Below are 23,717 nucleotides of genomic sequence, written 5' to 3'. Positions count from 1 at the left end.
TTACGAAAGAGCGCGCTCGTAGAGATCGAGATAATCACGGGCGACCGACGTCCAGCTATACGGCGCCACCTGGGCCATGGCCTCCTGGCGCAAGCGCGCCCCGTCCTTTTGCAAATCCGTCCAGATCGATTCGAGCGTGTGGGCTGCAGCGGCGGGCGCGCTGAAGTCGGCGAGTCTGACGATGTCATGCCTCTTTGCCAGCGCTTCATAGGCGGCGTTCGGCTGAAGGACCGGGATCAGTCCGGCGCTCATGGCTTCGATGGCCACCAGCCCGAACCCTTCATAATTCGAGGCGGATGCAAAGATCGAAGCGCGACCGATGATCTCCGCCACGGCCTCGTTCGTCAGGCCGACATGAAGATGGACGGCGTCTCGCACGCCCAGGCTCGACGCCGAGTCTTCCAAGTCGCGCGCGGTCAGATCGGAATTCAGGCCGACGATGTCCAGCGTCCACGAAGGATCGCTCCGCCGGAGCACCGCGAGCGTTTCGATCAGCAGATCCAGCCGCTTGTTGACGGAAAAGCGGCCGATGCTGACGATCGTCTTGCGGGGCAGGGCCGAACTGCGATCGGCGAATTTGTAGAGATCGGCTCCATTTTCGATCAGACGCAGGTTACGGCGCGCCACCGGCGCGAACATGTCCATATCGGATCGGCTGCATCCGACGATGTAGCGGTAGCGGCTCGACGAGAAGCGTGTCAGCGTATTGAACCAGATCGACTTGATGGCGGCGAATTTTTTCGTGTGGAAGAAGCCGCCATGGGTCGTGGCGATCATCGGCTTGCGATGCAGCGCTTTCGTCAAGGCGAGAAAATCGAAGAAGAAGTCGATGGCGTGGACATGCACGAGATCGGCGTCGCGAATATGATCGAGCACCGACGGCGCGATGGGGTAGCGGCTGGATCCGCGCCATGGAATACGCACGATCTCGATATCGCCGAGCATTTCCCGGGCGGCAAGCGCACGCTCGGGATCGCTGAACAGCGAATTCAGCGTGACGACACGGATGCGATAGCCGGCGTCGACCGCGCGGCGGCAGAGATTCAGCACCACGTCTTCCAGCCCGCCGCGATTGGGCCAGAACTGACGCACCACATGCACTACGAGCCGACCCTGCGCGGCCGCAGGCTCGTTCGTTTGCGGCTCCAGGTCGCGCGCGCTCATCGGAGCGAAGGGCAATTCCGGCCCTCGGCGGAGAAATCGCTGAGCGTGGGCGTCATTGCCGCCAGTTGCGGCCGATCGCCGTTCGGCGTCGGCTGAATGTTCAGCGGTTCGCTTTCAGACCACCAATCGCCGGCGACCCAATAGGTCCAGCCCGTCCAGACCTCCTTGTCCGCCTCGACGACGTCGATCATGGCCTGAAGGCCCGCAACGCAGGCCGGTTCGCCCGGTGCGCCGAATTCGCCGAGAAAGCCCTTGAATCCGTTGCTCTTCAGCCATTTCGTGAAATCCTTGATCGCCGTGACGGCGTCATCGGCGCGCGAGCAGTTGCCCTTGGTGCCGGAGAAGTCGTCGTCGAGATACTGATGCACCTCGAAGGCGAAATTGTCGCTCGGGTCTTTGTATTTGAGCAGCGCCACGCCGTTTGGTTCGCCGTCGATCTCCTTCATCCAGCTATGGGCGCCTGTCCAGGCGGTGCCCGGCGCCAAGATGAGATTTCCGGCCTTCGCCTCGAGCCGGATTGCGAGGGTGGCGGCATTGGCGGCCTCGACCCATTGCGCCACCGGCATCTTGTTCGGCTCGTTCATGAGCCCGAAATAGATCGCGGGGTCATTGGCGAAGAGCGTCGCGAGCTTGACCCAGAAATCCGCGAAAGCCGCATGCGGAACGTCGGGGGAGCCGATCAGCTTTCCCTGGTAGCGCGCGTAATTGTGCGGGTCGAGAATGACGCGCATGCCATGCGACTTGATCAGCTCCACGCTTTCTCGAAGCCGGCCCTCTTCCGCCGGGTCGAACGGCGCCATCAGCTTGGGCTGAAGCCGTTCCCACATGAAGGGCAGGCGCACGGTGTCGAAGCCCTTGGCGGCGAAATAGGACACCGTCTTGTCGGAAGGCCAGACATAGGCCTTGTTGACCTTGCCGCCGAGTTCGCCGAATTCCGCACCCGACAGGTTGATCCCCCGGAAGCATCCCTTGGCCGCCAGAGCCGAGCTCTGAAAGCCGAATGTCGCCGCCAGAGCCAAGGCAGCAAAGCTCATCATGCGCATGCCGGTCGTCCTCTCTCAATGTTGGCCGCGTCAACCGCGGCGCATGACCATCCGTCCGTCATGAACGGCATGTCGGTGTCGGGTCCCTGAAATGTTCCATCCGTCAAAACCTGATCTCTCCGCCGTGAAGATGCCTGATCGCACCGCTGGGCTGGCCTGACGGCGTCTCGCCCTGCGGCGTCAATGTCAGCCGCTTCTCGTGGCCTGGGGCAAGATGCATCCAGTTGTCCGACGCGCGCCAGCCCGGCATGTCGAAATGCACCGATTGGGCGAGACGATCCGTCGAGAGATAAAGCGTCCATACCTCCGCTTCCCATGTCAGACGCGCCGAAAGGGTCGCCTTGTGTAAGGCTGCACTCCGTTGATGAGGGAAATGGAAAGTGGCGGCGATTTCATCGCCCATCGTGCGATCGAAAAGCTGTGCAACAGTGACATCATGCCCCGGTGGCCCGAAGCGGAAAGCGTAGGCGGCGTCGAAGAACGCGCCGAACAGCTCTGTCGCGGCAAAACTCGCGGTTCCCCGGGGCGGCAGATCGACGTCGATCTTGCCGCTCACCACAGGCGTCTGGCCGTCTCGCAGGCAAGCGATGGTGAGCGTAAGCGCGCGGGAAGCTCCGGTTTCATTGATCACATGAGCGTAGAGTCCGCTCGTCCCCTCGTCCGACAGGACCACGGTCACCGGACGAAATGCCCGGCGCAGACCATGCCAGACTGGCTTTTCGAGGCCGGTCGCGTCGATGACGCCCCAGCCCGGGCCGGGCAGCAGATCCTGCAGCGTCCAGACCAGCGCGCCCGATGTCGGAGAGCCTGGCCGGCGCCATTCGGCATAGGCGGCTTCGACCACTTCCACGGTCGTCGCGCGCGACAGGGTCAGATAGCGACCGACATCCTCGCGCCGCAGCCGCGCCGGATCGAGACCATAGAGGAGTTGCAGATAGTTATCGCGGATGTCCTCGAAATCCCACGAGGCCCCTCGGTCGCGCGGCACGCGCGCCTTCCAGCGCGGATCATGCACGGGCATGACGGGCAGATGCTCTTCCAGCGTCTCGGCCTCGGGCACATGCGCGAAAGCGAGGCTTTCGGCCGAAAAGCGCACCCCGGCGCGGCGGGCGTCGTCGAGCGGACGGCAATAGGCGCCGACGCCGTAGTAATGCGTGACGCCTTCATTGGGCGAAAAGGGCATGGCTCCGCCAAACGGCGAATTCGGCGCATAGATGACGTCGGGGCGCAGCTCTTCATAGACCGAAGGCAGGATCTCGTCGGTAACAGGCCCGCTCCAGAAACGTTCGGGCATGCCGAGCATGGCCGCCTGCTGGAACATTTCCGAGCCGCCGCAGAGCACCGTGAGCGAGGGCGAGCCCTGGATGCTCGACAAGAGGTCGACCGCCTCCTGTCGCACCAGATTGGCGAAGGCCGGGTCGGAGGCCGGGTAATCGAAATTGGCGAACATGAAGTCCTGCCAGACCATCAGACCCAGTTCGTCGCAGAGCGCGAAGAAATCGGGCGTCTCATAGGTCATGGTGCCGCCGATGCGGATCATGTTCATGCCGGCGTCGCGCGCCTTTTCGAGCCACGGTCGATAATCCTCGCGGGAACCCGGCAGCCTGACGATATCGGCGTTGGTCCAGACGGCGCCCCGGCAGAATATTGGAATGCCGTTGATCTCGACGCCGAAGCCCTTGCCGTCGGATCCCTGATCGAGCGCGATGTTGCGGAAGCCGACGCGACCGATCTGGTGCGTCGCGCCATTGATGACGAGATCGACGTCATACAGATGAGGCTCCCCATGGGTGTGCGGCATCCACGATTTTATCGCCGGGATTTCGAGACGCGCGTTCAGCAGCCCTTCCGCCGAGATGAGCACCGGCGCGGAGACGCCGCCGCAGGCGATGCGCAGATCGACGGCGCGGGCGGCGAAGCGAAAGCTCACCTCGAGCACGCCGGCTCCTCTTTCATCGAGGCCGGCGGATAGGCGAAGGCCATCGATCTCGTTTTCGGCGGAGCGTACGAGATGGATCGGACGGAAGGGGCCGACCGCCTCCACATCCGGGCACCAGCCGGGCATATGCCCGAGCGCGGTGGCGCGGATCAGCCGCATGCCGGGCGGTGTGATCATTTGCGGACGCCAGCGCGCGCGAGGACCCGACGCCTTCAGCCGCGGGTTCAGCGCCCGAAAACAGATGGCGATCTGGTCCTGGCCCTGTCCCTTGAGAACAACCGAAACGTCATGGGCGATGAACTGGCTCACGCTTTCCAGCACCAGCCGACCGTTGACATAGACTTCGGCGATGGTCGCGAGACCGTCGAGCAACAGTCGGGCCGGGCCGGGCGGCTGGCCGTCGAGGGCTGCGAGATACCAGAAATCGCGGTCGTTGAGACTGACGGGATGGGCGCGATCGAAGCGGCCGGCATTTTCCAGCGCTTCGGCCACCGTTCCGGGCACGGGGGCCGGGATCTGGCGCGCCTTGTCGGGAATGTCGGAAGGCGTCGCATAGGCGCCGGCATCGGACACGACCAGCGCCCATTCGCCGGCGAGCGAATGCCGGATCTCCGAAATGACTGCCCTGCCGCCCATGTCGTTCCCCGTCAAAATCATGCCCCGGACGTTGCGCCGGGGCATGATGTCTCCTGATATGGTTAAGGATCAGTTGATATGCGCGGCGATGGTTTCCCTAAGGTGATCCCAGGCATCAACCGCCGGCGCCAGCGCCTGTCCCAGCGTGTCGTATTTCTTGCGCGTCAGCGCGCGCGCCAGCTGGAACTGCGCCGTCTTGGCGGTGTTGGCGATGGTCATCGCGGCGTCGGAAGAGGCCTTGAGATCGCCGCCGGGCGCCAGCCAGTCGAAATGCGTCGCCGCCAGTTCGAAATTCGCGCCCAACTGCCGAAGCGTGTTGAAGGCGTATTTGTGAAAATACTCGAACGGACGATCGGCGAGCGCGCTCACCTGCATCGGAAACACCCGCGCGAAGGCGGCGACCGGATTGTGCTCCGGCATGCGTTTCAGGTGCCGCCGGAGCAGGCGATGCGCCTCCTGCCGGACATGCGCCGCATCCGGCAAGCGGGCCGGCAGTTTGGCGAATTCGGTATAGGGCAGGAAGGGCGCTGCGCCTTCGGGCAAGAACTTGCCGAACACGCCGTCGAAATCCTCTCCCTCCAGGCGGTGGAAGCCGCCATTGTGGAAGTAGTCGATCGACTTGTCTTTCTCCGACAGCCGATTGATGGCGATCGTGGTCTTGCCGTGTTCGGTGCGATAGGCCACGCCCTGCGTGTCGGGCATGTAGTAGCTGTCCATCTCCAAAAGGCAGAGACGGCCCCGCGCGATCTGTTCGGAGATGTGATCCTCGACGCGGTCGAAGATCGCCAGTTCCGTCACCCTCACGTCATAGAGGCTTTCGAGGTCTTCCAGCGGAACCTTGAAGAAGGTGAACTGATCGCCCTCGAAATCCTGGGTCAGCGTGAAGCCGAGCATGGCCTCGGGCGGGGCGCCCATGGCGTGCAGCGCCTCGATCCACAGATCGACATAGCAATTGGTCTCCGGCCAGGCCCGCTCGGCCGAATGCAGGGCATGCGGCCGGTAGGCGAGGGGATCGAGATGGGGAAGACGGCGGCCATCGCCTCAGCCCCACAGAACCTTGCGGACGTCTTCCGGCCACAGCTTGGTGTCGAGGCCATGCTTGGCGAAGAGCGCAAGCGCGATGCGCTCCAGGCCGAAGCCGACGCAGGCGGTGTGCGCGACCGTGCCGTCCTCAAGGTTGAGACCCCATTTGGAGCCGAAGGCGTCCTGATGATAGTTGAAGCTCATGCAGGCGGTCTTGTTGGCCTGCGAGGTCACCGGGATCAGCAATTCGAATTTCAGGTTCTGGTCGCGCTGGTTGTTGGCGAGCAGGCGGCCGGCGCGGCCGAAGAACGGGTCGTTGGCGATGTCGATTTCGACATCGAGTCCGACCGACTTCATCATTTCGACGCCGCGATCCATCCAGGTCTGGCGGAAATCGGTCACATGGGCTTCGGTGCCCATGCAGACATATTCGCGCATGCGGAACAGCTGCTGGCGGGCGGGGTCCTTGGACGGTTCATGCCGGAAGCAGTAGGACTGCAGGTCGTAGAGGCCGCCCTTCATCGCGATCGGGCCGCGCTTGGCGATGGTCGGATAGAGCGGATAGCAGGCGGCCGGCGTGAGCGCGATGTCGGTCGCCTTCTGTTCCTTCGTCCAGTCCTTACCTTCTTCCATGCATTGCAGCAGGCTCAGATGGTCGTGGTCGTTGCCGCAGAAGGAATGAACCGTGCCGGCGAGCTGAGGGAAGCTCTTCATGTAACCGCTGGTCTCGAAATAGGCGCGGTTCATGCCGGGCGGAAACCGGATGGCCTCGGCGCCGTCGCCGCCGCCGGTGCGGTCGATCAGCCGCTCGAAAGCGGCGATGACGTCTTCGAATTCGCCGGAGCGGCCATAGAGGCCGTCGACGCCGGTGTCGATCAGCAGACCGGATTCAAAAAGGCGATCAAGAAAGGAAACCTGCATATCCATTGTCATTATCCCAGAAGGCTCGTGTCCTGCTTGTGGATCAGGAGCATGGTGGATGTGTTGCCGAGGATCCGGTCGTTGGAGATCATCAGGCGGGCGGAATGCGCATCGCGAAGGTGGCGACCGAGGCTGAAGGGCGTGCCGTTCTTGTAGCCGAGGATGCCGCAGATCAGCATCGCATGGTCGATGATGGTCAGAACCGACTCGGACGAGGCGATCTTGACGTTGTTCATCGCCACGGAGAAAGCGACCGAAGAGAGTTTTTCGGGATCGGCTTTCGCCTCTTCATAGGCCTTGATGGCGGCCACGACGTTGGACTTCATCATCTGCAGAAGGTTGGAGACCTCAGCGAGACGAATGGCGCCCGGCGGAACCACGCCCGGCTGCTTGCGGGCGGCAGAACGGACGAAAGCCTGGGCGCGATTGACCGCATCCACCGCGATGCCATACCAGACGCCGCTCCAGAGGATATGGCTGTTGGCCAGCATGGATTGCGCCGCGATCTCGGCGAAAGGCTTGGGGAAGATCTGCTCCTTGGGCGCTTCGCCCTTGAACAGGAAGCCTTCCGAGCAGGTGCCGCGCATGCCGAGCGTGTCCCAATCCTGGGTCTTGTCGAGCGTGTATTGGTCGCGGGTGAAGGCGGTCATGACCTGGTCGGTCGGCGCCGCATCCTTGTGAGCGCGCGAGGTGATCAGGATAGCGTCGGCCTTTGTGGCGTAGGAAATGACGGTCGCGTCCTTTTCCAGCCGGCAGATGTCGCCGTCGACCTCGATCGCGCAGATCGAATTGCGCAGATTGCCGCCGATGCCGCCTTCGGTGGTGGCCGAAGCAATCAACATCTGCTCGGAGACGACGCGGCGCATGAAACTGCGATGCCAGTCGCTGTCCATGCCGTGCTCCACCAGGCTGGAAAGCTTGATGTGATGCATGGCGAAGACCATGGCCGCCGACGAGCAGGCTTGGGAAATGATCGAGCAGAGTTCGGTGATCTCGCCGGTCGAGGCAGCGTCGCCGCCGAGCTCCGTCGGGATCTGGATGGACAGAAGGCGCTCCGCCTTCATGGCGTTGACGGCTTCCTCCGGAAAGCGACCGTCATGGTCCACTTCGGCCGCATGGGCCCTGGCGACAGCCGCGACGCGCTGGGCGCGCTCGACAAGGCTGCCGGCCGACAGGTTGACCGGAATGTTCATCATGCCACCTTTCTGCCGTCCAGAATGGAATCCACCGTGCGAGCGATGGCTTCGATGCTTTGGAAAGACTTGCGGTTGAGAAGACTGTCGGGGAATTCGATGTCGAAGTTCTCCTCCAGCGCCAGCATCACCTGCACGGAGGCGAAGGATGAAAGACCGGCTGCATAGAGATCGGCGCCGTCGGCGAGGTCCTCTGCGGCGATCGGCAGGTTGGCATGCTTCTTCAGAATCTCGCGAATGGTCTCGGTCATTCCGTACATCCTCCAAGGAATTGTGTGGTTCCGGCGTTCATTCCGGATTGGCACACACCATACGCAGGAGGATATAAGATCTAGCTAATCCATATAGTTAGAAGAGGCTGACCCCGATTGCTCGAATGCTCATGAGCGGAGTGAGGAAACGTTAACCATTCCGCTCGCTTTGACTAACGGAACTCGATCGGCACGGTCATTTTCCAGCTTTTTTGCCTGTTTCCGCAGGAATGGCTGGAAATGGCGCGGCTCTATCCAACAAAGCCAGAGCCGCTTGGTCGAGTTTGGGGTCGCCGGAACTGCGGGAAATGCGTGCGCCTGATACTCCGCCGTTCGCCGTTATGGTGAATGAAAGCACAAGGCTTCCTTCGCCGCGGACCCGGACGCGTTTTTGCGCTCGGCTCAGCTTCTTTTGAACGAGACCCTTGTAATTGCTGGCCGCCGCATTGCCGACTTCCCGATTGGCGGCGCCTCTCGAGGCGTCCTTGCTGGATTGCCCTCTGCTCTTGGCATCTGTCCGGCCGCGATCGGCGTTGTATTCTTGCTTGGCGTTCTGGCCCTTGCGCTTCTTCTGGTCCTTCTTGGCCACCGTTTTCTTGACGGGTTTTGTCTTGGGCTTTTCCTTTTCGACCACCGGCTTGGGCTCGGGCTTCTTGAGTTCCGGCTCCTTTTCCACTGGCTTAGGCGGCTCCGGCTTCTTCTCTTCGACCGGCCTCGTTTCGACTTTTGGTGGATTGATCGGTTTGGGCGGCTCGGGTTTGATCTCTTCGATCTCTTTCGGCGGCTCCTGAACGACCGGTTTGGCGATCTCAGCCACTTTCGCCTCGGCAGGCGTCGTCGCGGTCAAAATCTCGGGGAGTGCCGCGCCGAGCATTGGCATCGGCGCGTCCTTGAGCACTTGTTCGGATGTCGCCGGAACAACGGGCGGCGGCTCCGGCTCCACTTTTGCAATCGGCGGCGGCTCGACCGGCTTCGGTACAGGGGCAGGATCGGGTTTGGCTTTCTCGACAGTTTCCTGTTGCGGTTCCTCGACCTCCAGATCCTTGGCGGTTTCGTCTCCCGAAACCCGCGCGTCGACGTCGGAATCGTCGCCCTGGACGATCAGCGAAATCACCGTTTCGCCTTGGATCAGCGCGTCGTCCGGAGCTTTTGCGACAAACACGCCCAGCGCCAGGGCGACGCCGGCATGGAGGAAAACGGACAGCGCAAAGCCGCTGCGCAACAATCTGCGATGTGCGCCGCTCCGCGGCTTGTCTGGTTCGGGCGCTGGATGGGGAATGTCCGCATGCAGGGGTTCGAGGCCGACGGCGGAAGACGGATATCGATCTATCTCGGTTTCCGATCCGAGATAGGGCGAGATGCCGTCGTCGCGTGCGAAGGAGCAGCGCGGCACATTGTTGAACTGATGCGAAACCCCGACCGATCGGCCTGATTGGAATTGGCGGGCTTGAAGCGGAGCGAGCTGAGCTGGACGATCGCGCTGTCAGCTGTCTGCGTCATGACCCACTCCTTTCGGACACGGAGCGATCCCCCGGCCCGCATCTGCGCGCGGTCGAATATTCGACGGCGCGATCGATAAATTTTAACTTGACTATCCCGCACTGGTATTGCGTGGATTAAGAAATATGACTACGGAAGTCAACAAAGATCTGAACAAAGAGGCTGATCATGCCGAGTGGAGACAGAGATCCGGCGGGGCGCGAAAGCGCAGCCCAAGCCGCCCCTCTCGATGTCAATGTGCGGGAATACGACACGAAAACCCTGTTCATGGGCGACCGTGAAATCGTCATCCATCACGCCGGCTCGGCCTATCGGATGAAGATCACCAAACAGGGCAAACTCATTCTCAACAAATAAGCACCGCCGCTGCGGACATTGCATAGAAGGAATCGAACATGAGCAACATTGGGCCGACGCCGTCCGAAATCCGCGCCTATCGGACCGAAAATTCAAAGCTGCGCGAGCGCGATATCGCCAAGAATCTCGGCGTCTCCGAGGCGGCTTTGGTGGCGGCGGAAGTGGGGATTTCAGCCGTTCGCATCGACGCCAGTCCCAATCGCATGCTCGAACGCGCGCCGGAACTCGGCGTCGTGATGGCGCTCAGCCGCAACGAAAGCGCCGTGCACGAAAAGATCGGCGTCTATGAGAAGATCGAGATCGGCGAGCGCACCTCGCTGACCCTCGGCGAAAACATCGATCTGCGCATTTTCAATTGGGTCTGGGCGCATGCCTTCGCCGTGACCAAGACCGACGGCGATACGGTGCGCCGCAGCCTGCAATATTTCGACAAGTCGGGCGAGGCGATCCACAAGATCCATCTGCGTCCGGAATCCAATCTCGAGGGCTATGAGCGCCTGGTCGCGGATTTCCGGCTGGAAGATCAGTCTCAGGAGTTCACGGCCGAAGTCTTCACGAAGCTTCCTTCCGGCCGCAAGGACGGTTTCGACGTTGCAGCACTCCGCGACCAGTGGAGCAAGATGACCGACACGCATGAATTCTTCGGCATGTTGCGCAAGCTCGACGTCGACCGCTGCGCCGCCGTGCGCGCGGTGGGCGAGGACTTCGCCTGGAAACTGACCGATGGCGTGATCGCCGAATTTTTCCAGAAGTCGGTCGAGACCCAGGTCAATCTGATGTGCTTCGTCGCCAATCGCGGCATTGTGCAGATCCATACCGGTCCGGTGTCGAACATTCAGCCGATGGGCCCATGGATCAATGTCATGGACCCGTCCTTCCACCTGCATCTGCGCATGGACCACATCGCGGAAGCATGGGCAGTCCGCAAGCCCACCAAGGACGGCCATGTCACCTCGATCGAGGCTTATGACGCCGATGGCGAAATGATCATCCAGTTCTTCGGCAAGCGCAAGGAAGGCAATGCCGAGATGGCGGAATGGCGCTCGCTCGTCGAAAGCCTCTCGACCACCAGCGCCGCCGAGGCAGCATAAGGGAAAGCCATGTCGTTTTTTATGAATGCAATCCGAGGCGCCGGCGTCGCCCTGTCTCTCGCCCTCCTGCCGCTCGGGCAGGGGATGGCGGGCGAGAAGATCGCTGACCCCTCTCGTATAGTGTCGATCGGCGGAGCGGTGACCGAGATCGTTTATGCGCTGGGAAAGGGCGATCTTCTGATCGCCCGCGATTCCACCAGTCTTTTCCCGCGCGAAGCAATGAAGCTGCCGGATGTGGGTTATATGCGGCAACTGTCTCCGGAAGGCGTGCTGTCGGTCAATCCGTCTGCGATCCTGATGATCGAGGGCAGCGGCCCCAAGCCCGCCATCGATGTCATCAGGAAGTCCTCCATTCCCGTGGTGACCGTACCCGAAGGCTATGACGCCGAAGCGATTACGGCCAAGATCCTCGCCGTCGGCGCCGCGCTTGGCGCAGACTCCGAGGCCGCAGCGCTGGCGAAGAAAATCTCGGTCGATATCGACGCAGCCGTTAAGGCGGCCGATGCGGTTCCAGCGGACAAACGCAAGCGGGTCCTCTTCGTGCTCACCCTTCAGGGCGGCAAGATCATGGCCGCCGGCGATCACACGGCGGCGAACGGCATATTGAAACTGGCGGGCGCGGTCAATGTCGCCGGCGATTTTCATGGCTACAAGCTGATCAATGACGAGGCGGTCATCTCCGCCGCGCCGGACGTGATCCTGATGATGAGCCGCGCCGGTCCCGGCGCGTCCGATGAAGAGGTTCTGTCTCATCCGGCCATCAAGCTCACGCCGGCCGGCCAATCGGGTTCGCTGCTGCGCCTGGATGGCGCATCCACTCTCGGCTTCGGTCCGCGCACCGCGGATGCGATCCGCACCCTGTCGAAGGCGCTCTATGGCGGTTGAGGCGAGCGCGATGGCTGCAAGCCCGGCGCGGCTGCGACGGTCCCGCAAAGCGCTCGCCATGCCGCTGCGGCAACGCCTGGGCCTGGCGGCGCTCGTGGCGTTGGCTCTCGCCGTCACCGTTTTTTCGATCGGGGTCGGCGCAAGCTCTGCGTCGCTGCCCCGGTTCCTGTATGATTGGCTCTCCAGCGCGCCGCAAGACGGCGTCGAGGCGCTCCGCGACCGGATCATGATTCTCGACATCCGGTTGCCCAGAGCCATTCTCGGCTTGATGGCCGGCGCGGGCCTCGCGGTCTCCGGCGCGATCATGCAGGGCCTGTTCCGCAATCCGCTCGCCGATCCCGGCGTCGTCGGCGTCTCCGCCGGCGCGAGTCTCGGCGCTGTCGGGTCGATCGTGCTGGGAGCGAGCGCGCTTGCGCCGCTTGCCTCTCTTCTGGGACCGTTCCTCATTCCGATCGCCGCCTTCGTCGGCGGCTTGACGGTGACCATGCTTCTCTACGCGATCGCATCGCGTGACGGCGAAACGCAGGTCGCCACCCTGCTGATCGCCGGCATCGCCATCGGCGCACTCGCCATGGCCGGAACGGGTCTGCTCGTCTATATGGCCGAGGACCAGCAATTGCGCGACATCTCCTTCTGGAGTCTCGGATCTTTGGCTGGAGCCAGTTGGGACAAGGCGTTGATCACGCTGGGGGTCGTCGGGCCCTCGCTGATCATGCTGCCTTTCCTCGCGCGCGGCCTGAACGCCTTCACATTGGGCGAGGCCGCCGCCATGCATATGGGCGTTCCGGTCGAGACGCTGAAGAAGGCCTGCATCTTCCTCGTCGCCGCCATGACCGGCGTTGCGGTCGCCTTCTGTGGGGTGATCGGCTTTGTCGGCATCATCGTGCCGCATATCCTGCGCTTGGCGATCGGGCCCGACCACCGCTTTCTTCTGCCTGCCTCTGCGCTGCTGGGCGGGACGCTGCTGATCGGCGCCGATATCGCGGCTCGTATCGTGGTCGCCCCGGCCGAACTGCCGATCGGCATTCTCACGGCCTTGATGGGTGCGCCTTTCTTCCTGTGGATCCTGTTTCGCGGCCGTGCGAGCCGCATCCTGTGACGGCGTCATGATCAAGCTTCAATCCGTATCGGTCGACCTCGGCGGTCGACGCGTGGTCGACGATGTCAGCTTCGAGGCGAAGCCCGGGCGTCTAACCGCGATCATTGGGCCGAACGGCTCAGGCAAGACCACGACGCTCAGAGCGATTTCGGGCGACCGACGCCATGTCGGCGAAATCTCGATCAATGGCCGCAGTCTTGCCAGGCTGGCGGTGGGCGAACAGGCTCGGCTCCGGGGCGTGATGTCGCAGTCCATCCAGCTCGGCTTCCCGTTCACGGTTCGGGAAGTCCTGGAAATGGGGGTTGTCGCAGGCGAAGTCCATTCGCGCGCGGAGGCTGACCGCCTGATCGCCGAGCGACTCGGGGCGGTCGATCTCACCGGCTTCGAGAACCGCTCGGCGCTGGCCTTATCCGGCGGCGAGCAGTCGCGCATGCATATGGCCCGCGTTCTCTGCCAGATCAGCAGTCCCGAGATTGATGGGCAACCGCGCTGGCTGTTGCTGGACGAACCCGTCGCGAGCCTCGATGTGAAGCATCAACTGGCTCTGATGCGGACGGCGCGGGATTTCGCGCGAAGCGGCGGCGGTGTCATCGCGGTGATGCACGACCTCAACCTCACCGCCCTGTTCGCCGATCATGTGCTGATGCTCAGACAAGGGCGTCTGGCGGCGGAGGGCGCGCCGGCGGATGTTTTCAAGGAAGATATTCTCGAAGCGGTCTATGGTTGCGCATTGTCGGTGCGCGTCGAGGGCGGACGACTCAGGATCTTCCCCGCCGACGAGGCGACCTGACGGCGAACGAAAAAAGACGCGGTCGGCGAGCCGCGTCTTTCGATCATTCTATTCTTCCCGGGATCAGAGGATGTGGAAGTCCGATTTGTGCAGGTCGGCCAGATCGACATCCGACAACAACAGCTTGCCGCCGCTATAAGATATGAGCACGCCGTCAGCGGTGTCCTTGGCGGAATCCAGCACATCGGCATAGTTCTTGAACAGGCCGTCGGCGAATTCGATCACGTCCTTGCCCGCAGCGCCTTCGGCGAAATCGGTGATCGTGTCTTTTCCATCGCCCTTGGCGAAGACGAAGGTGTCGGCGCTCGAACCGCCCGTGAGCGAGTCCCTGCCGGCGCCCCCGACGAGACGATCCACACCGGCGCCGCCGTTCAGGATATCGTTTCCGGCGTCTCCCTTGAGCGTATCGTTGCCCGCACCGCCCGTCAGGGTGTCGTTGCCCGTCCCGCCGCTGAGTTTGTCGACGCCCGAACCGCCGGAGATCTTGTCGTTGCCTGCGCCGCCGCCCAGCGTATCGTTGCCGTTGCCGCCGCTGATCGTATCTGCAAAGCCAAAGCCGGTGAAGACGTCACTGCCGGTCGAGCCTTTGAAGACGATGGAATCGGAGGCCAGCAGCGTCTTCAACGATCCGACCCGTGAATCCATCAGGTCTCCCATCAGCTTGCCGTCTTCAGTGGACGTCGCGAAATCGGAAAATCCGGAGATGACGACGTCCTTCGAGTTTGAATAGGTTTCAGTCGCCTCGTTGTATGATGTATCCGTTCCGAAGGTGATCGACTTCAGGTCGCCGCTGACCACATGGGTGCTGAGATCATAGGTGAAGCCGCCGTCGGACGTGAACACCACGCTGGCGCCGCCATTGCCCTCCTCGTTCGCCATCGTGACATAGCCCTCGCCCTTGAAAGGGTCGGACGGATCGGGCTTGTTGAACCCGCCGCGGCCGGAAGACACGAAGGTCGTGTCGAACGTCTGGATATAGGCGTTGAAATTCACGCCCTTGCCGTCCTTGTTGTCGTCGGCGACGGAAATGGTGAGAGCCATGGTCTACCCTTCTCTAAAACATGATTGCGATACTCAACTATTAAACATGAATAAAGAAGTCAACATATTTTGCGTCGGCGATGACGTCACAGGAACGTGCCAAAAACAAAAAGGCGAGGGCAAGCCCCCGCCTTCGCATCGATGATATCCAATGTTTGTATCAGAAACCCGTGCCGCCTCGGAATTCCCGTACGGCCGTGCCGATGATGATGCGAATATCCTGCAGGATCGAGAAGGTCTTGATGTATTCGATGTCGTACGCCACGCGACCGCGGGCAGCTTCTTCCGTATTGGTAGGGCCGCGATAGCCGTTCATCTGCGCCAGCCCGGTCAGGCCGGGCCGGACGAGGTGGCGGATGTGATAGTCCCGCACCAGATCTTCATAGAGCACGCCGGTTGCGAGCATTTTCGGGACATGGCAGCGGGGGCCGACGATCGACATGTCGCCCAGGAAGATGTTGATCAACTGCGGCAACTCATCGAGGTTGGTCTTGCGCAGAAAGGCGCCGATGCGCGTCACGCGCGGATCATTCTCGGTCGTCTGACGCACGCCGCTCACATCGCACATGTCGGTACGCATGGAGCGGAATTTGTAGATGCGGATCAGTTTGCCGCCACGACCCCAACGCTGCTGGCTGAAGAACACCGGGCCGCGATTTTCGATCACGATGGCTGCGGCGATCATGAGAAAGAAGGGAAGCAGGACCAGAAGCGCCAGTCCGGACACGGTGACGTCCATGCCCCTCTTCAGAGCGAACTGGAACGGTTTGTCCAAAGCGCCATGAATCCAGCTGGAGCCTCGAGACGCCGAAATGGCGTCCAGTTCGGCCGGTGCGCCCGCGGCGGCAGTCGTGCTGCGAAGGGGCAGGGTCGTGCTGAGTGTTCCAGGATTCATACTGATAACCTGAATGAGAGGCGCCTGATCACGGGATGGCAAAGCGATAAACCAATCGGCCGTGTTTGTCACCTGGGATTAACATTGTCGTAAGGTTGATTATCCAAGTGAAATCAACCCGCTCTGCTCCGATTCAGACCATCAAACGCGCGAAAATGTGGCGTAGTTCCCTAAAAAGCAGCGCATTGCGAAACAATTTTTTAACACTTCACAAAACATGTCGGGATTTCAACGGCAAGCCATGCGTCCAGCGCTGGGGTGAGCTGCAAATTGGGAATGGCTTTCGAGGGTTCCTGTCGCTTTTTGGATCATTGTCCACATGCAACAAGATAGACGGGCTCACTCGGCCCGTGACTTTGCGCCGGAAAAATAGCTGTTGAGGATAGAATCGAGATTGGACTGGTAAGCCTTCTGCACCTCGATGCCGCTCTCGAACATCTGGCTGAAAATATTGCTGGAGGGGGCGGTCTCGACAGGATCCGGCGTGGCGGGTTTCGTCTGCTGCGGAGACATCGCCGCATTCATCGCGCCGAGCATCTGGAGGAAAGGATTGGCCGCGAAAGGATCCGCCGGCTTTTCCTGCTTGGCCGCCGCCGGCGCCATCATGGCCTGCATGGCGTCGAGAAAAGGATTGGGGAACGACGAAGTTGGCGTCTCGGGCTGTTGCGCCATTCCGGAGGCGCGCAGCCACGGCTCCATCAGTTTGGCCCCGTCGCCGGCGGTGATCGCGTCGCCAGCGGCGCGGAACTGGTCCGCCACCTGGCGCAGGAAGCCGCCGACCATGGCGTTGGCCATGACCGGCAACATCTGCTTCAGCACTTCCTGGCCGATGCCGGACATTTGCGCCGCCTGCGCGGCGATGGCCCGCGACACGTCCTTGGAGCCGAACAGCTGGCCGAGGATGGCGTTGCCGTCAGCCACGCCTTGGGGGTGAACGCCTTGCCCATGTCCTCGAAATATTTGGCGTAGCCGCCGGACATCGCCGATTGGAGCAGGGCGTTGAAATCATAAGGATTTGCAGCGCTGCGCTTGAAGCCGGAGGAAAAGGCGGGCATCAACGCCGTCATCGCCTTCTGCATCTGCTCCTGCGCCAGCCCGAACTGGCGGGCCATGGCCTCCGTCGCCTGACCGTTCTGCGCATTCATCATCAGATCGAACAAAGGCAGCATGGAAGTCCTTTCAAGAAAGCGAAGCGCTCTGCGTCAATGCCACTATAACGTGGATTCGCATTCTTGAAACAGGAAAGGTCGAAGCCGACCGACCTTAAAGCGATCGCGAATTTCGATATTCGCTCCCTTACTTTATCTCTCGGCTTTGGCGCATATCGTCATCCCGAAACCCGCCATCGCTTTCGGTCGATGCTTCAATACCTGTAGTCGGAGAATACGGGTTCGACCGAGCCGTTCCATTCGCCATCGAAACGGACCAGAAGTTCATCCGCCAATGTCGGCTTGCCGGCGACGATCTCTTCCAACGGGGAGAGATAGATGGTTTCGTCGGCGCCGGCCTCGTTCAATACATGGCGGGCTTTGAGACCCTTGCGCGAGATGTCGAGCGCGTCGCGTGCGATGTCGCCGAGACGCCGCGCGCCGAGCATGGCGTCGAGGCCCTGTTCCGGAACGGCGTCGCGGGCGGCCTGCACGGCGTCGAAGCTCCAGTCGCGCGTCAATTGGACGGCGTCTTCCAGCGCTGCTGGAGTCATAGAGCAGTCCCACCCAGAAGGCCGGCAACGCGTTGATGTGGCTTTCCGGTCCGCAATCCGCGCCGCGCATTTCCAGGAAGCGCTTGAGGCGCACATCGGGGAACAACGTCGAGAGGTGATTGGTCCAGTCGCCCATATTGGGCTGCCACTCTTTCAGTTCGCCCTTCAGCGCGCCGGCCATGAACTGACGAAAGGTGACATGGGTGCAATCGTGATAGGCGCCGTCGCGGACCACGAAATACATCGGGGTGTCGAGCGCCCATTCGACGTAATCCCGATAACCGAACGCCTCGGAGAATGCGAACGGAAGCAGGCCGGCGCGGGCGTTGTCGGTGTCGCGCCAGATATCGCCGCGCCAGGATTTGAAGCCGTTCGGCTTGCCTTCGGTGAAGGGGGAGGCGGCGAAAAGCGCGGTGGCCAGCGACTGCAGCTTCAAACCGACCTGCATCTTGCGGCGCATGTCGTCTTCGGACGAAAAATCGAGATTCACCTGAATCGTGCAGGTGCGATACATCATGTCCAGGCCGCGGCTTCCGACCTTGGGCATGTAGCGCGACATGATGCCGTAGCGCGATTTCGGCATTTTCGGCGTCTCGTCCCAGCTCCATTTCGGGCTGCCGCCGAGGCCGAGAAAGCCGATGCCCATCGGGCCGGCGATGTCCCGCATCAGATCGAGATGTCCACGCGTCTCGGCCGCGGTCTCGTGCAGTGTTTCGAGCGGCGCGCCGGACAATTCGAATTGTCCGCCGGGTTCGAGCGAGATCGCGCCCATGCCCGAGGGGGAGGCGAGGCCGATGATATTGCCTTTGTCGATGATCGCGTCCCAGCCGAGCCGGTGCTGCATGATGTCGAGAATGGCCTTGATGCCCGTCTCGCCTTCATAGGGCACGGGACTGTTGTCGGCGGTGCGGAACACGAATTTCTCGTGCTCGGTTCCGAGACGAAAGGCGCTTTCAGGCTTCTCTCCGGCCGCGATATGTGCGGTCAGATCGTCGATCGAGGTGACAAGTGTGTCGTCCGTAGTGTCGCGCGCCATATGAGCTTCTTCTGCAGGTGAGATCGACGGTCGCCCGCACGCCGCCGGGCAGAGTGCTTGACCTGTCTTTATAGGATTTGCAAGCAAAAAGGATGAAAGGCTGGCTCAGATTTTTTGATCAGCGCCAGTCTCCGATCATGGCCTGGATGACGGCGAAAGCCGCGACCGCAGCAGTGTCGGCGCGCAGGATTCGTGGGCCGAGCGGAATCGGCGTCACGAAGTCTAGACTGCGCAGAAGCCGCTGTTCTTCCTCCGAAAACCCGCCTTCTGGGCCGATGAGAAGCGCGAGTTTTTTCTCAGCTATGGCTCGAAGCGCGTTCATCGGGTTGTTTGTGTCCGCGCCTTCGTCGCAATAGATGATGCGGCGGTCGCGCGGCCAGGTTTCGATCAGCGCCGTCAGCCTGACGGGTTCGCGGACCTCCGGAATCGCCAAAATGCCGCACTGTTCGGCGGCTTCCACGGCATTGGCCCTGAGGCGATCCAGCGAAGTGATCTTGCCCTGAACATGCTGGGTCATCACCGGCTGTATCACGCCGGCGCCCATTTCTACCGATTTCTGGATCAGATAATCGAGCCGGCCGACCTTCAACGGCGCAAAGAGATAGTGCAGATCCGGCTGTTCCGGCTGCGGCCGGGTGACTTCGACGGGCACGATCTGGATCTTCTTGCGGCTGGGAAACGTGAGCTGCGCCTTCCATTCCCCGTCGCGGCCGTTGAATATCAGGATTTCCGCGCCGTCCTGAAGTCGCAGCACATTGGCGAGATAGTTGACCTGTTCGTCATTGGCAGGGATGGGGCTGTCCGCCGAGATCGGCGCATCGAGAAAAAGCCTCTGCATTCGGAAATTGGCGCGCATCGCGTCCTCACTGGATCAGTCTGTGCAGGGCGGCGGCGATGCCGGCGGCGAGCGCGCCGGAAACGGGGGCCGTCACCACCCATGCGGCAAGGATGGACATCAGATAGGAGCGCCGCACCAGATAGCGATAGCTGTTGTCCACAGCCTGCGCCGTCTCCTCCGAGGCTGCTTTCCCGGCCAAGACTTCTCGCGCAGCCTTCTTGTCGCCGTTCAGCGCCTTGGCTTCGATATACAGGCGACGCTGGGTGGAATGGGCCACATGCCATTCACGAAACAGGCCGACGCCGAAAACGGCGCCGACGGCGATGTGCGTGGAACTGACAGGCAGGCCGAGCGCCGAAGCGACGATGACGGTCATCGCGGCCGAGAGCGCGACGCAGAAGGCTCTGATCGGGTTGAGCTTGGTGATCTGGCTGCCGACGATGCGGATGAGTCTCGGCCCGAACAGCAGGAGTCCCACCGAAATACCGAATGCGCCGAGCGCCATCACCCAGAACGGCGCGTCCTGATTGGCGGTCACGGACTGGATGCCGGAGGCCTCCACCACCGCAAAGAGCGGACCGATCGCATTGGAGACGTCGTTTGCGCCATGGGCGAAGGACAGAAGCGCTGCCGAAAACACCAGCGGCGTTCGAAACAGCGATTTGATCGATGGATCCACGGCGTCGAGTGCGCCTGCCTGACGGGCGACGACGCGGCGATAGGGGACATAACCGATCAGTCCGACCAGCGGGCCGGCCGCGATCGCCTGCCAGGCGCTCAGGCCGAGTTCGTCGTCGAAGCCGAGCAACAGCAGGTAACTGACGAAAGAACCGGTCATCACCGCCAGCAGTATCGGAACCCACCGCTTCGCCGCCGAGAGCCGATCGTCCGCATAGAGGATCGCGGTCTGGATGAACCAGAGAAAGGCGACGGCGATCAGGCCGCCCGCGATGGGAGAAAACAGCCAGCCCGCAGAGATCTCGGCGAGTTGCCCCCAATTCACCGCCCTGAAGCCCACGATCGCAGCGCCCGCGCCCATGATGCCGCCGACGATCGAGTGGGTGGTCGAAACAGGCGCATTTAGCCACGTGGCGATATTGATCCAGGCGGCGGCGGCAAACAGCGCGCTGACCATGATGATCACGATCATGTCCGGATTGGGCGTCAGGCTTGCGCTGACGATGCCGTTCTTTATGGTCGCCACCACCCGGTCGCCGGCGAGAAATGCGCCGGCGATTTCACAGACGGCCGCCAGCACGAGCGCGTTGCGCAGCGAGATCGCCCGCGCGCCGACGGCCGCGCCGACATTGTTGGTCACGTCGTTCGCGCCGATATTCATGGCCATATAGGCGGCCATCACGGAGGCGACCGCGATGAACAGCATTCCGGCGCTTCCCGCGGTCATGCTGACCGCGGCGCTGGCGGCGCAGACGATGAAGACGAAGGCCAGCGCTGGGGTCGCCGCGCGGTTCATCACAAATTGCGCCGCGCTCTCCATCATCCCGATTTTGTCGAGATCCTGGTCGAGCGTCGGCTTCGTATAGGTTGATTTCGCCATCCAAAATGCCTTGCAGCGTGGTCATGCCCGGATGACGATCATGCGTCACCGCGCTTGCGTGATGATGACCTTTCAGGCCGAAGGGGAAAACGACGTTGCAAATCGCAGGATGAGATCCCGAAGTTCCGGCTCCGCCACGCGCGCCGCCGCTGTCGAGGGCGAAACCCAGTCCAGCTGGCGCTTGCCTTTTTCCTTGAAACTGTCGACGCAACCGGTAACCCGCATGGGAAAAACTTCGACGCCGCAGGGCACGCAAAAGTCATCCTGCATGCGTTTCTGATAGCTGTAGATTCCGAGGGGAACCGCACCGGCCTCGCCTGTGACGCCCGCTTCCTCCAGCGCTTCCTGTCTCGCCACCTCGTGCCCGGCCTTGGAGCCCATCGGCCATCCCTTCGGAATGACCCATCGGCCGGTATCGCGACTCGTCAGAAGCAGGATTTCCAGCTCCCCGACCGAAGTTTCGCGATAGCACAGCGCGGCATATTGCCGGCGCTGGGGACGGCGTAGCATGAGTTGCATCGACTTCGCGATGCCCGACAGGATCGTCAACGGATGGGAACCTCCAGCTCGAATCGATAAAGACGTCGACAGACTATATCAGCGATTCTTCAAGGAATGGCGACGGAGGTCGACATAGTGATGTTCTGAAAACGCTGCTTCACAGATTTTTTCGGTCTGCGACGTCGAAACCGGTCTTATGGAGCTACAAAGGCAATATTATGGTTCCCTCTCGTCGGCCGGACGTTCGGCTGCGCCTCGCGAACCGGCCGCTCCCTTTGTAATAAATGTTTCAGCCTGCCAGAATGCTCCTGTCGAGTTCCGAGACCTTCCTTTTTCCGCACAGCGCCATGGTCACGTCCATCTCCTTGTAGAGAATATCCAGCACCCGGCGGACGCCGGCGCGGCCGCCTGCGCCCAGCCCGTAGAGGAAGGGGCGGCCGACATAGACGCCCCGGGCGCCGAGGGCTACGGCCTTCAGGACGTCTTGGCCCGAGCGGACCCCGCCGTCCATGTGAACTTCGATGCGGTCGCCGACAGCGTCGACGATGCGCGGCAGCACACGAAATCGAGGAAAGGGCGCCGTCGAGCTGGCGACCGCCATGGTTTGACACGATCAGCGCGTCCGCGCCCGAATCGGCGGCGGCGGCGCGCGTCTTCCTCATCCAGAATGCCCTTGAGGATCAGCTTGCCGCCCCACTTTTCCTTGATCCAGGCGACATCCTGCCAGGACAGGCGAGGGTCGAACTGTTCGGCGGTCCAGGCCGACAGCGAGGAGAGGTCGGAGACATTCTTGGCGTGACCGGCGATGTTGCGGAAGGTGCGGCGCTGTGTCTTCAGCATGTCCAGGCACCATAACGGCCGCGTCGCCATCTGGTAGATGTGCTTGGGCGTGAATTTCGGCGGCGCCGACAGGCCGTTGCGTAGGTCCTTGTGGCGTTGGCCGAGGATCTGCAGGTCCAGCGTCAGCACCAGAGCCGAGCATTTCGCCGCCTTGGCGCGGTTGATCAGGTTTTCGACGAATTCGCGGTCGCGCATCACATAGAGCTGGAACCAGAAAGGCTTGGTGGTCACAGAGGCGACATCCTCGATCGAGCAGATCGACATGGTCGACAGCGTGAAGGGCACGCCGAATTCCTCCGCCGCCTGCGCCGCCAGCATTTCGCCGTCGGCATGCTGCATGCCAGTCAACCCGGTGGGAGCCAGCGCGACCGGCATGGTCGCAGCCTGCCCGGCCATGGTCGTTTCGAGCGATCGGCCGGTCATGTCCACCAGAACGCGCTGGCGAAGCTTGATCTTCTCGAAGTCGCTTTCGTTGGCGCGATAGGTTCCTTCGGTCCAGGCGCCGCTGTCGGCATAGTCGAAAAACATCTTTGGCACGCGCCGCCGCGCCCTTTCCTTCATCTCGGCGATGGTGAGGACCTTGTCGATGCTCATGGGGTCTTTCCTTTTGCAGGGCGGGTGGTTGCTTTGGTCGCCGCGCGCTGGACGTTTCTCATTTCTGCGATGCGCTGGCGCTCATGGGCGCGGGCGGATTCGACGGCGGTTTCAGCCACATAATCGATATGCGCCTCCGCCGCGGCCCGCGCCGCTTCGGGATCGCCCGAGAGGATGGCGTCGACGAGCATGTGGTGTTGGCGGAATAGTTTCTCACGCGCCGGGGCCTGATCGAAAATCAGGCGGCGATGGTGGAAGATGCCGAGGCTCAGAAGCCTGTAGCAGGCGCGCAGTGTGTGCATCAGAATGATGTTGTGCGCGGCTTCGCCGATGGCGTGGTGCAGTTCGATGTCGCGTTCAGCCTCGGCCTGGAAATCCTCCTCGGCGCGCGCCTGCGTCATGCCCTCGAGAATGGCGGTCAGGCGGCTCCTGTCGGCTTCGCTCGCCCGCTTGGCCGCAAGCTCAGCCGCCTGACCCTCCAGCATGCGCCGATATTCCAGATAGTCGCGCGTCGGCCGTTCATGCCGGGAAATGAGTTCGGAAACGGCCGGCGAAAAGATCTGGCCGATGAGATCGGCGACATAGGTGCCGCCGCCGTGGCGGCTCACCACCAATCCGCGGTCTTCCAGTGTCTTCAAGGCCTCCCGGAGCACCGGCCGCGAGATTTCCAGGCGTTCGGAAAGCTCGCGTTCGCCAGGCAGCCGGTCTCCGCTCGACAGCACGCCATCCAGCAACAACAGCTCGATCTGCCGCACGGCTTCCTCGGCCGTATTGCGATGATCGATCGATCTGAAGATGTCGTCTTGCATGTCAATTCCCT

At 62.0% G+C, this 23,717-nt stretch carries 19 protein-coding genes and 3 pseudogenes; 5 read left to right on the top strand and 17 right to left on the bottom strand.

Annotated features, from left to right (window positions below):
- From H2O14_RS09325 to H2O14_RS09290, 8 genes are all read right to left on the bottom strand, one after another.
- On the bottom strand, window positions 1-1,164 hold the full coding sequence (locus H2O14_RS09325; protein ID WP_182827429.1) for a glycosyltransferase family 4 protein: 1,164 nt from the start codon (window positions 1,162-1,164) through the stop codon (window positions 1-3).
- Window positions 1,161-2,207, bottom strand: coding sequence for a glycoside hydrolase family 5 protein (locus H2O14_RS09320; RefSeq protein WP_182827428.1), 1,047 nt, complete (start codon window positions 2,205-2,207; stop codon window positions 1,161-1,163). Before H2O14_RS09320 ends, H2O14_RS09325 begins: the two co-directional genes overlap by 4 nt.
- 103 nt (window positions 2,208-2,310) lie before the next feature.
- Complete coding sequence (locus H2O14_RS09315; protein WP_182829321.1) at window positions 2,311-4,782, bottom strand: glycoside hydrolase family 2 protein; 2,472 nt, start codon at window positions 4,780-4,782, stop codon at window positions 2,311-2,313.
- A gap of 69 nt (window positions 4,783-4,851) precedes the next feature.
- On the bottom strand, window positions 4,852-5,769 hold the full coding sequence (locus tag H2O14_RS09310) for a DUF1839 family protein (protein ID WP_182829320.1): 918 nt from the start codon (window positions 5,767-5,769) through the stop codon (window positions 4,852-4,854).
- A gap of 54 nt (window positions 5,770-5,823) precedes the next feature.
- Window positions 5,824-6,732, bottom strand: a complete 909-nt coding sequence (locus H2O14_RS09305; RefSeq protein WP_182827427.1) for an amino acid--[acyl-carrier-protein] ligase — start codon at window positions 6,730-6,732, stop codon at window positions 5,824-5,826.
- 5 nt (window positions 6,733-6,737) lie between these two features.
- Window positions 6,738-7,919, bottom strand: coding sequence for an acyl-CoA dehydrogenase family protein (locus H2O14_RS09300; RefSeq protein WP_182829319.1), 1,182 nt, complete (start codon window positions 7,917-7,919; stop codon window positions 6,738-6,740).
- Window positions 7,919-8,170: an acyl carrier protein gene (locus H2O14_RS09295; RefSeq protein ID WP_182827426.1), complete on the bottom strand. Its 252-nt coding sequence runs from the start codon at window positions 8,168-8,170 to the stop codon at window positions 7,919-7,921. Before H2O14_RS09295 ends, H2O14_RS09300 begins: the two co-directional genes overlap by 1 nt.
- Window positions 8,171-8,366: 196 nt before the next feature.
- Complete coding sequence (locus tag H2O14_RS09290; protein ID WP_182827425.1) at window positions 8,367-9,068, bottom strand: energy transducer TonB; 702 nt, start codon at window positions 9,066-9,068, stop codon at window positions 8,367-8,369.
- A gap of 770 nt (window positions 9,069-9,838) precedes the next feature.
- On the opposite strand from H2O14_RS09290, the gene H2O14_RS09285 reads away from it, so the two are divergent.
- The 5 genes from H2O14_RS09285 to H2O14_RS09265 are packed head-to-tail and all read left to right on the top strand — an operon-like array spanning window position 9,839 to window position 13,892.
- On the top strand, window positions 9,839-10,027 hold the full coding sequence (locus tag H2O14_RS09285) for a hemin uptake protein HemP (protein ID WP_182827424.1): 189 nt from the start codon (window positions 9,839-9,841) through the stop codon (window positions 10,025-10,027).
- 38 nt (window positions 10,028-10,065) lie between these two features.
- Window positions 10,066-11,118, top strand: a complete 1,053-nt coding sequence (locus H2O14_RS09280) for a hemin-degrading factor (protein ID WP_182827423.1) — start codon at window positions 10,066-10,068, stop codon at window positions 11,116-11,118.
- A 9-nt stretch (window positions 11,119-11,127) separates the two neighbouring features.
- Window positions 11,128-12,003 (top strand): hemin ABC transporter substrate-binding protein, encoded by an 876-nt coding sequence (locus tag H2O14_RS09275; RefSeq protein WP_182827422.1) that lies wholly within the window; start codon window positions 11,128-11,130, stop codon window positions 12,001-12,003.
- A gap of 10 nt (window positions 12,004-12,013) precedes the next feature.
- Window positions 12,014-13,102 (top strand): iron ABC transporter permease, encoded by a 1,089-nt coding sequence (locus H2O14_RS09270; RefSeq protein WP_182827421.1) that lies wholly within the window; start codon window positions 12,014-12,016, stop codon window positions 13,100-13,102.
- A gap of 7 nt (window positions 13,103-13,109) precedes the next feature.
- Window positions 13,110-13,892 (top strand): heme ABC transporter ATP-binding protein, encoded by a 783-nt coding sequence (locus H2O14_RS09265; RefSeq protein ID WP_182827420.1) that lies wholly within the window; start codon window positions 13,110-13,112, stop codon window positions 13,890-13,892.
- Between the two features lie 63 nt (window positions 13,893-13,955).
- On the opposite strand, the gene H2O14_RS09260 is transcribed toward H2O14_RS09265, so the two are convergent.
- From H2O14_RS09260 to H2O14_RS09220, 9 genes and pseudogenes are all read right to left on the bottom strand, one after another.
- On the bottom strand, window positions 13,956-14,933 hold the full coding sequence (locus H2O14_RS09260; RefSeq protein ID WP_182827419.1) for a calcium-binding protein: 978 nt from the start codon (window positions 14,931-14,933) through the stop codon (window positions 13,956-13,958).
- A 160-nt stretch (window positions 14,934-15,093) separates the two neighbouring features.
- A complete protein-coding gene (locus tag H2O14_RS09255) occupies window positions 15,094-15,672 on the bottom strand; it encodes a sugar transferase (protein WP_246697339.1) in 579 nt (192 codons plus the stop codon).
- A 495-nt stretch (window positions 15,673-16,167) separates the two neighbouring features.
- Window positions 16,168-16,997: pseudogene (locus H2O14_RS09250) on the bottom strand (DUF937 domain-containing protein).
- Window positions 16,998-17,191: 194 nt separating this feature from the next.
- Window positions 17,192-18,566 (bottom strand): annotated as a pseudogene (locus H2O14_RS09245) (glutamate--cysteine ligase).
- A 118-nt stretch (window positions 18,567-18,684) separates the two neighbouring features.
- Entirely contained in the window at window positions 18,685-19,422 is a 738-nt protein-coding gene (locus H2O14_RS09240) for a 16S rRNA (uracil(1498)-N(3))-methyltransferase (RefSeq protein ID WP_182827417.1), read from the bottom strand.
- A gap of 7 nt (window positions 19,423-19,429) precedes the next feature.
- The gene (locus H2O14_RS09235; RefSeq protein WP_182827416.1) at window positions 19,430-20,962 is read right to left on the bottom strand and encodes an inorganic phosphate transporter; all 1,533 of its coding nucleotides are present in this window, start codon (window positions 20,960-20,962) and stop codon (window positions 19,430-19,432) included.
- Window positions 20,963-21,034: 72 nt separating this feature from the next.
- Window positions 21,035-21,511 (bottom strand): NUDIX hydrolase, encoded by a 477-nt coding sequence (locus H2O14_RS09230; protein ID WP_182827415.1) that lies wholly within the window; start codon window positions 21,509-21,511, stop codon window positions 21,035-21,037.
- Window positions 21,512-21,752: 241 nt separating this feature from the next.
- Window positions 21,753-22,897 (bottom strand): annotated as a pseudogene (locus H2O14_RS09225) (L-lactate dehydrogenase).
- Complete coding sequence (locus H2O14_RS09220; protein WP_182827414.1) at window positions 22,894-23,706, bottom strand: FadR/GntR family transcriptional regulator; 813 nt, start codon at window positions 23,704-23,706, stop codon at window positions 22,894-22,896. Before H2O14_RS09220 ends, H2O14_RS09225 begins: the two are co-directional and overlap by 4 nt.
- Window positions 23,707-23,717: the final 11 nt, after the last annotated feature.

This window comes from Rhizobium sp. G21 (assembly GCF_014158035.1).
Lineage (GTDB): Bacteria > Pseudomonadota > Alphaproteobacteria > Rhizobiales > Rhizobiaceae > Rhizobium_E.
Note: the sequence above shows the minus strand (reverse complement) of the source record. Positions and strands in the feature narration are given on the sequence as shown.

What these genes read in the sequence shown, in the direction of transcription:
- H2O14_RS09240 (WP_182827417.1), bottom strand. Translation starts at nt 19,422, where the DNA reads ATGCGCGCCAATTTCCGAATGCAGAGGCTTTTTCTCGATGCGCCGATC.
- H2O14_RS09270 (WP_182827421.1), top strand. Translation starts at nt 12,014, where the DNA reads ATGGCTGCAAGCCCGGCGCGGCTGCGACGGTCCCGCAAAGCGCTCGCC.
- H2O14_RS09235 (WP_182827416.1), bottom strand. Translation starts at nt 20,962, where the DNA reads ATGGCGAAATCAACCTATACGAAGCCGACGCTCGACCAGGATCTCGAC.
- H2O14_RS09220 (WP_182827414.1), bottom strand. Translation starts at nt 23,706, where the DNA reads ATGCAAGACGACATCTTCAGATCGATCGATCATCGCAATACGGCCGAG.
- H2O14_RS09315 (WP_182829321.1), bottom strand. Translation starts at nt 4,782, where the DNA reads ATGGGCGGCAGGGCAGTCATTTCGGAGATCCGGCATTCGCTCGCCGGC.
- H2O14_RS09265 (WP_182827420.1), top strand. Translation starts at nt 13,110, where the DNA reads ATGATCAAGCTTCAATCCGTATCGGTCGACCTCGGCGGTCGACGCGTG.
- H2O14_RS09300 (WP_182829319.1), bottom strand. Translation starts at nt 7,919, where the DNA reads ATGAACATTCCGGTCAACCTGTCGGCCGGCAGCCTTGTCGAGCGCGCC.
- H2O14_RS09275 (WP_182827422.1), top strand. Translation starts at nt 11,128, where the DNA reads ATGTCGTTTTTTATGAATGCAATCCGAGGCGCCGGCGTCGCCCTGTCT.
- H2O14_RS09305 (WP_182827427.1), bottom strand. Translation starts at nt 6,732, where the DNA reads ATGGATATGCAGGTTTCCTTTCTTGATCGCCTTTTTGAATCCGGTCTG.
- H2O14_RS09285 (WP_182827424.1), top strand. Translation starts at nt 9,839, where the DNA reads ATGCCGAGTGGAGACAGAGATCCGGCGGGGCGCGAAAGCGCAGCCCAA.
- H2O14_RS09280 (WP_182827423.1), top strand. Translation starts at nt 10,066, where the DNA reads ATGAGCAACATTGGGCCGACGCCGTCCGAAATCCGCGCCTATCGGACC.
- H2O14_RS09255 (WP_246697339.1), bottom strand. Translation starts at nt 15,672, where the DNA reads ATGGACGTCACCGTGTCCGGACTGGCGCTTCTGGTCCTGCTTCCCTTC.
- H2O14_RS09320 (WP_182827428.1), bottom strand. Translation starts at nt 2,207, where the DNA reads ATGCGCATGATGAGCTTTGCTGCCTTGGCTCTGGCGGCGACATTCGGC.
- H2O14_RS09325 (WP_182827429.1), bottom strand. Translation starts at nt 1,164, where the DNA reads ATGAGCGCGCGCGACCTGGAGCCGCAAACGAACGAGCCTGCGGCCGCG.
- H2O14_RS09295 (WP_182827426.1), bottom strand. Translation starts at nt 8,170, where the DNA reads ATGACCGAGACCATTCGCGAGATTCTGAAGAAGCATGCCAACCTGCCG.
- H2O14_RS09260 (WP_182827419.1), bottom strand. Translation starts at nt 14,933, where the DNA reads ATGGCTCTCACCATTTCCGTCGCCGACGACAACAAGGACGGCAAGGGC.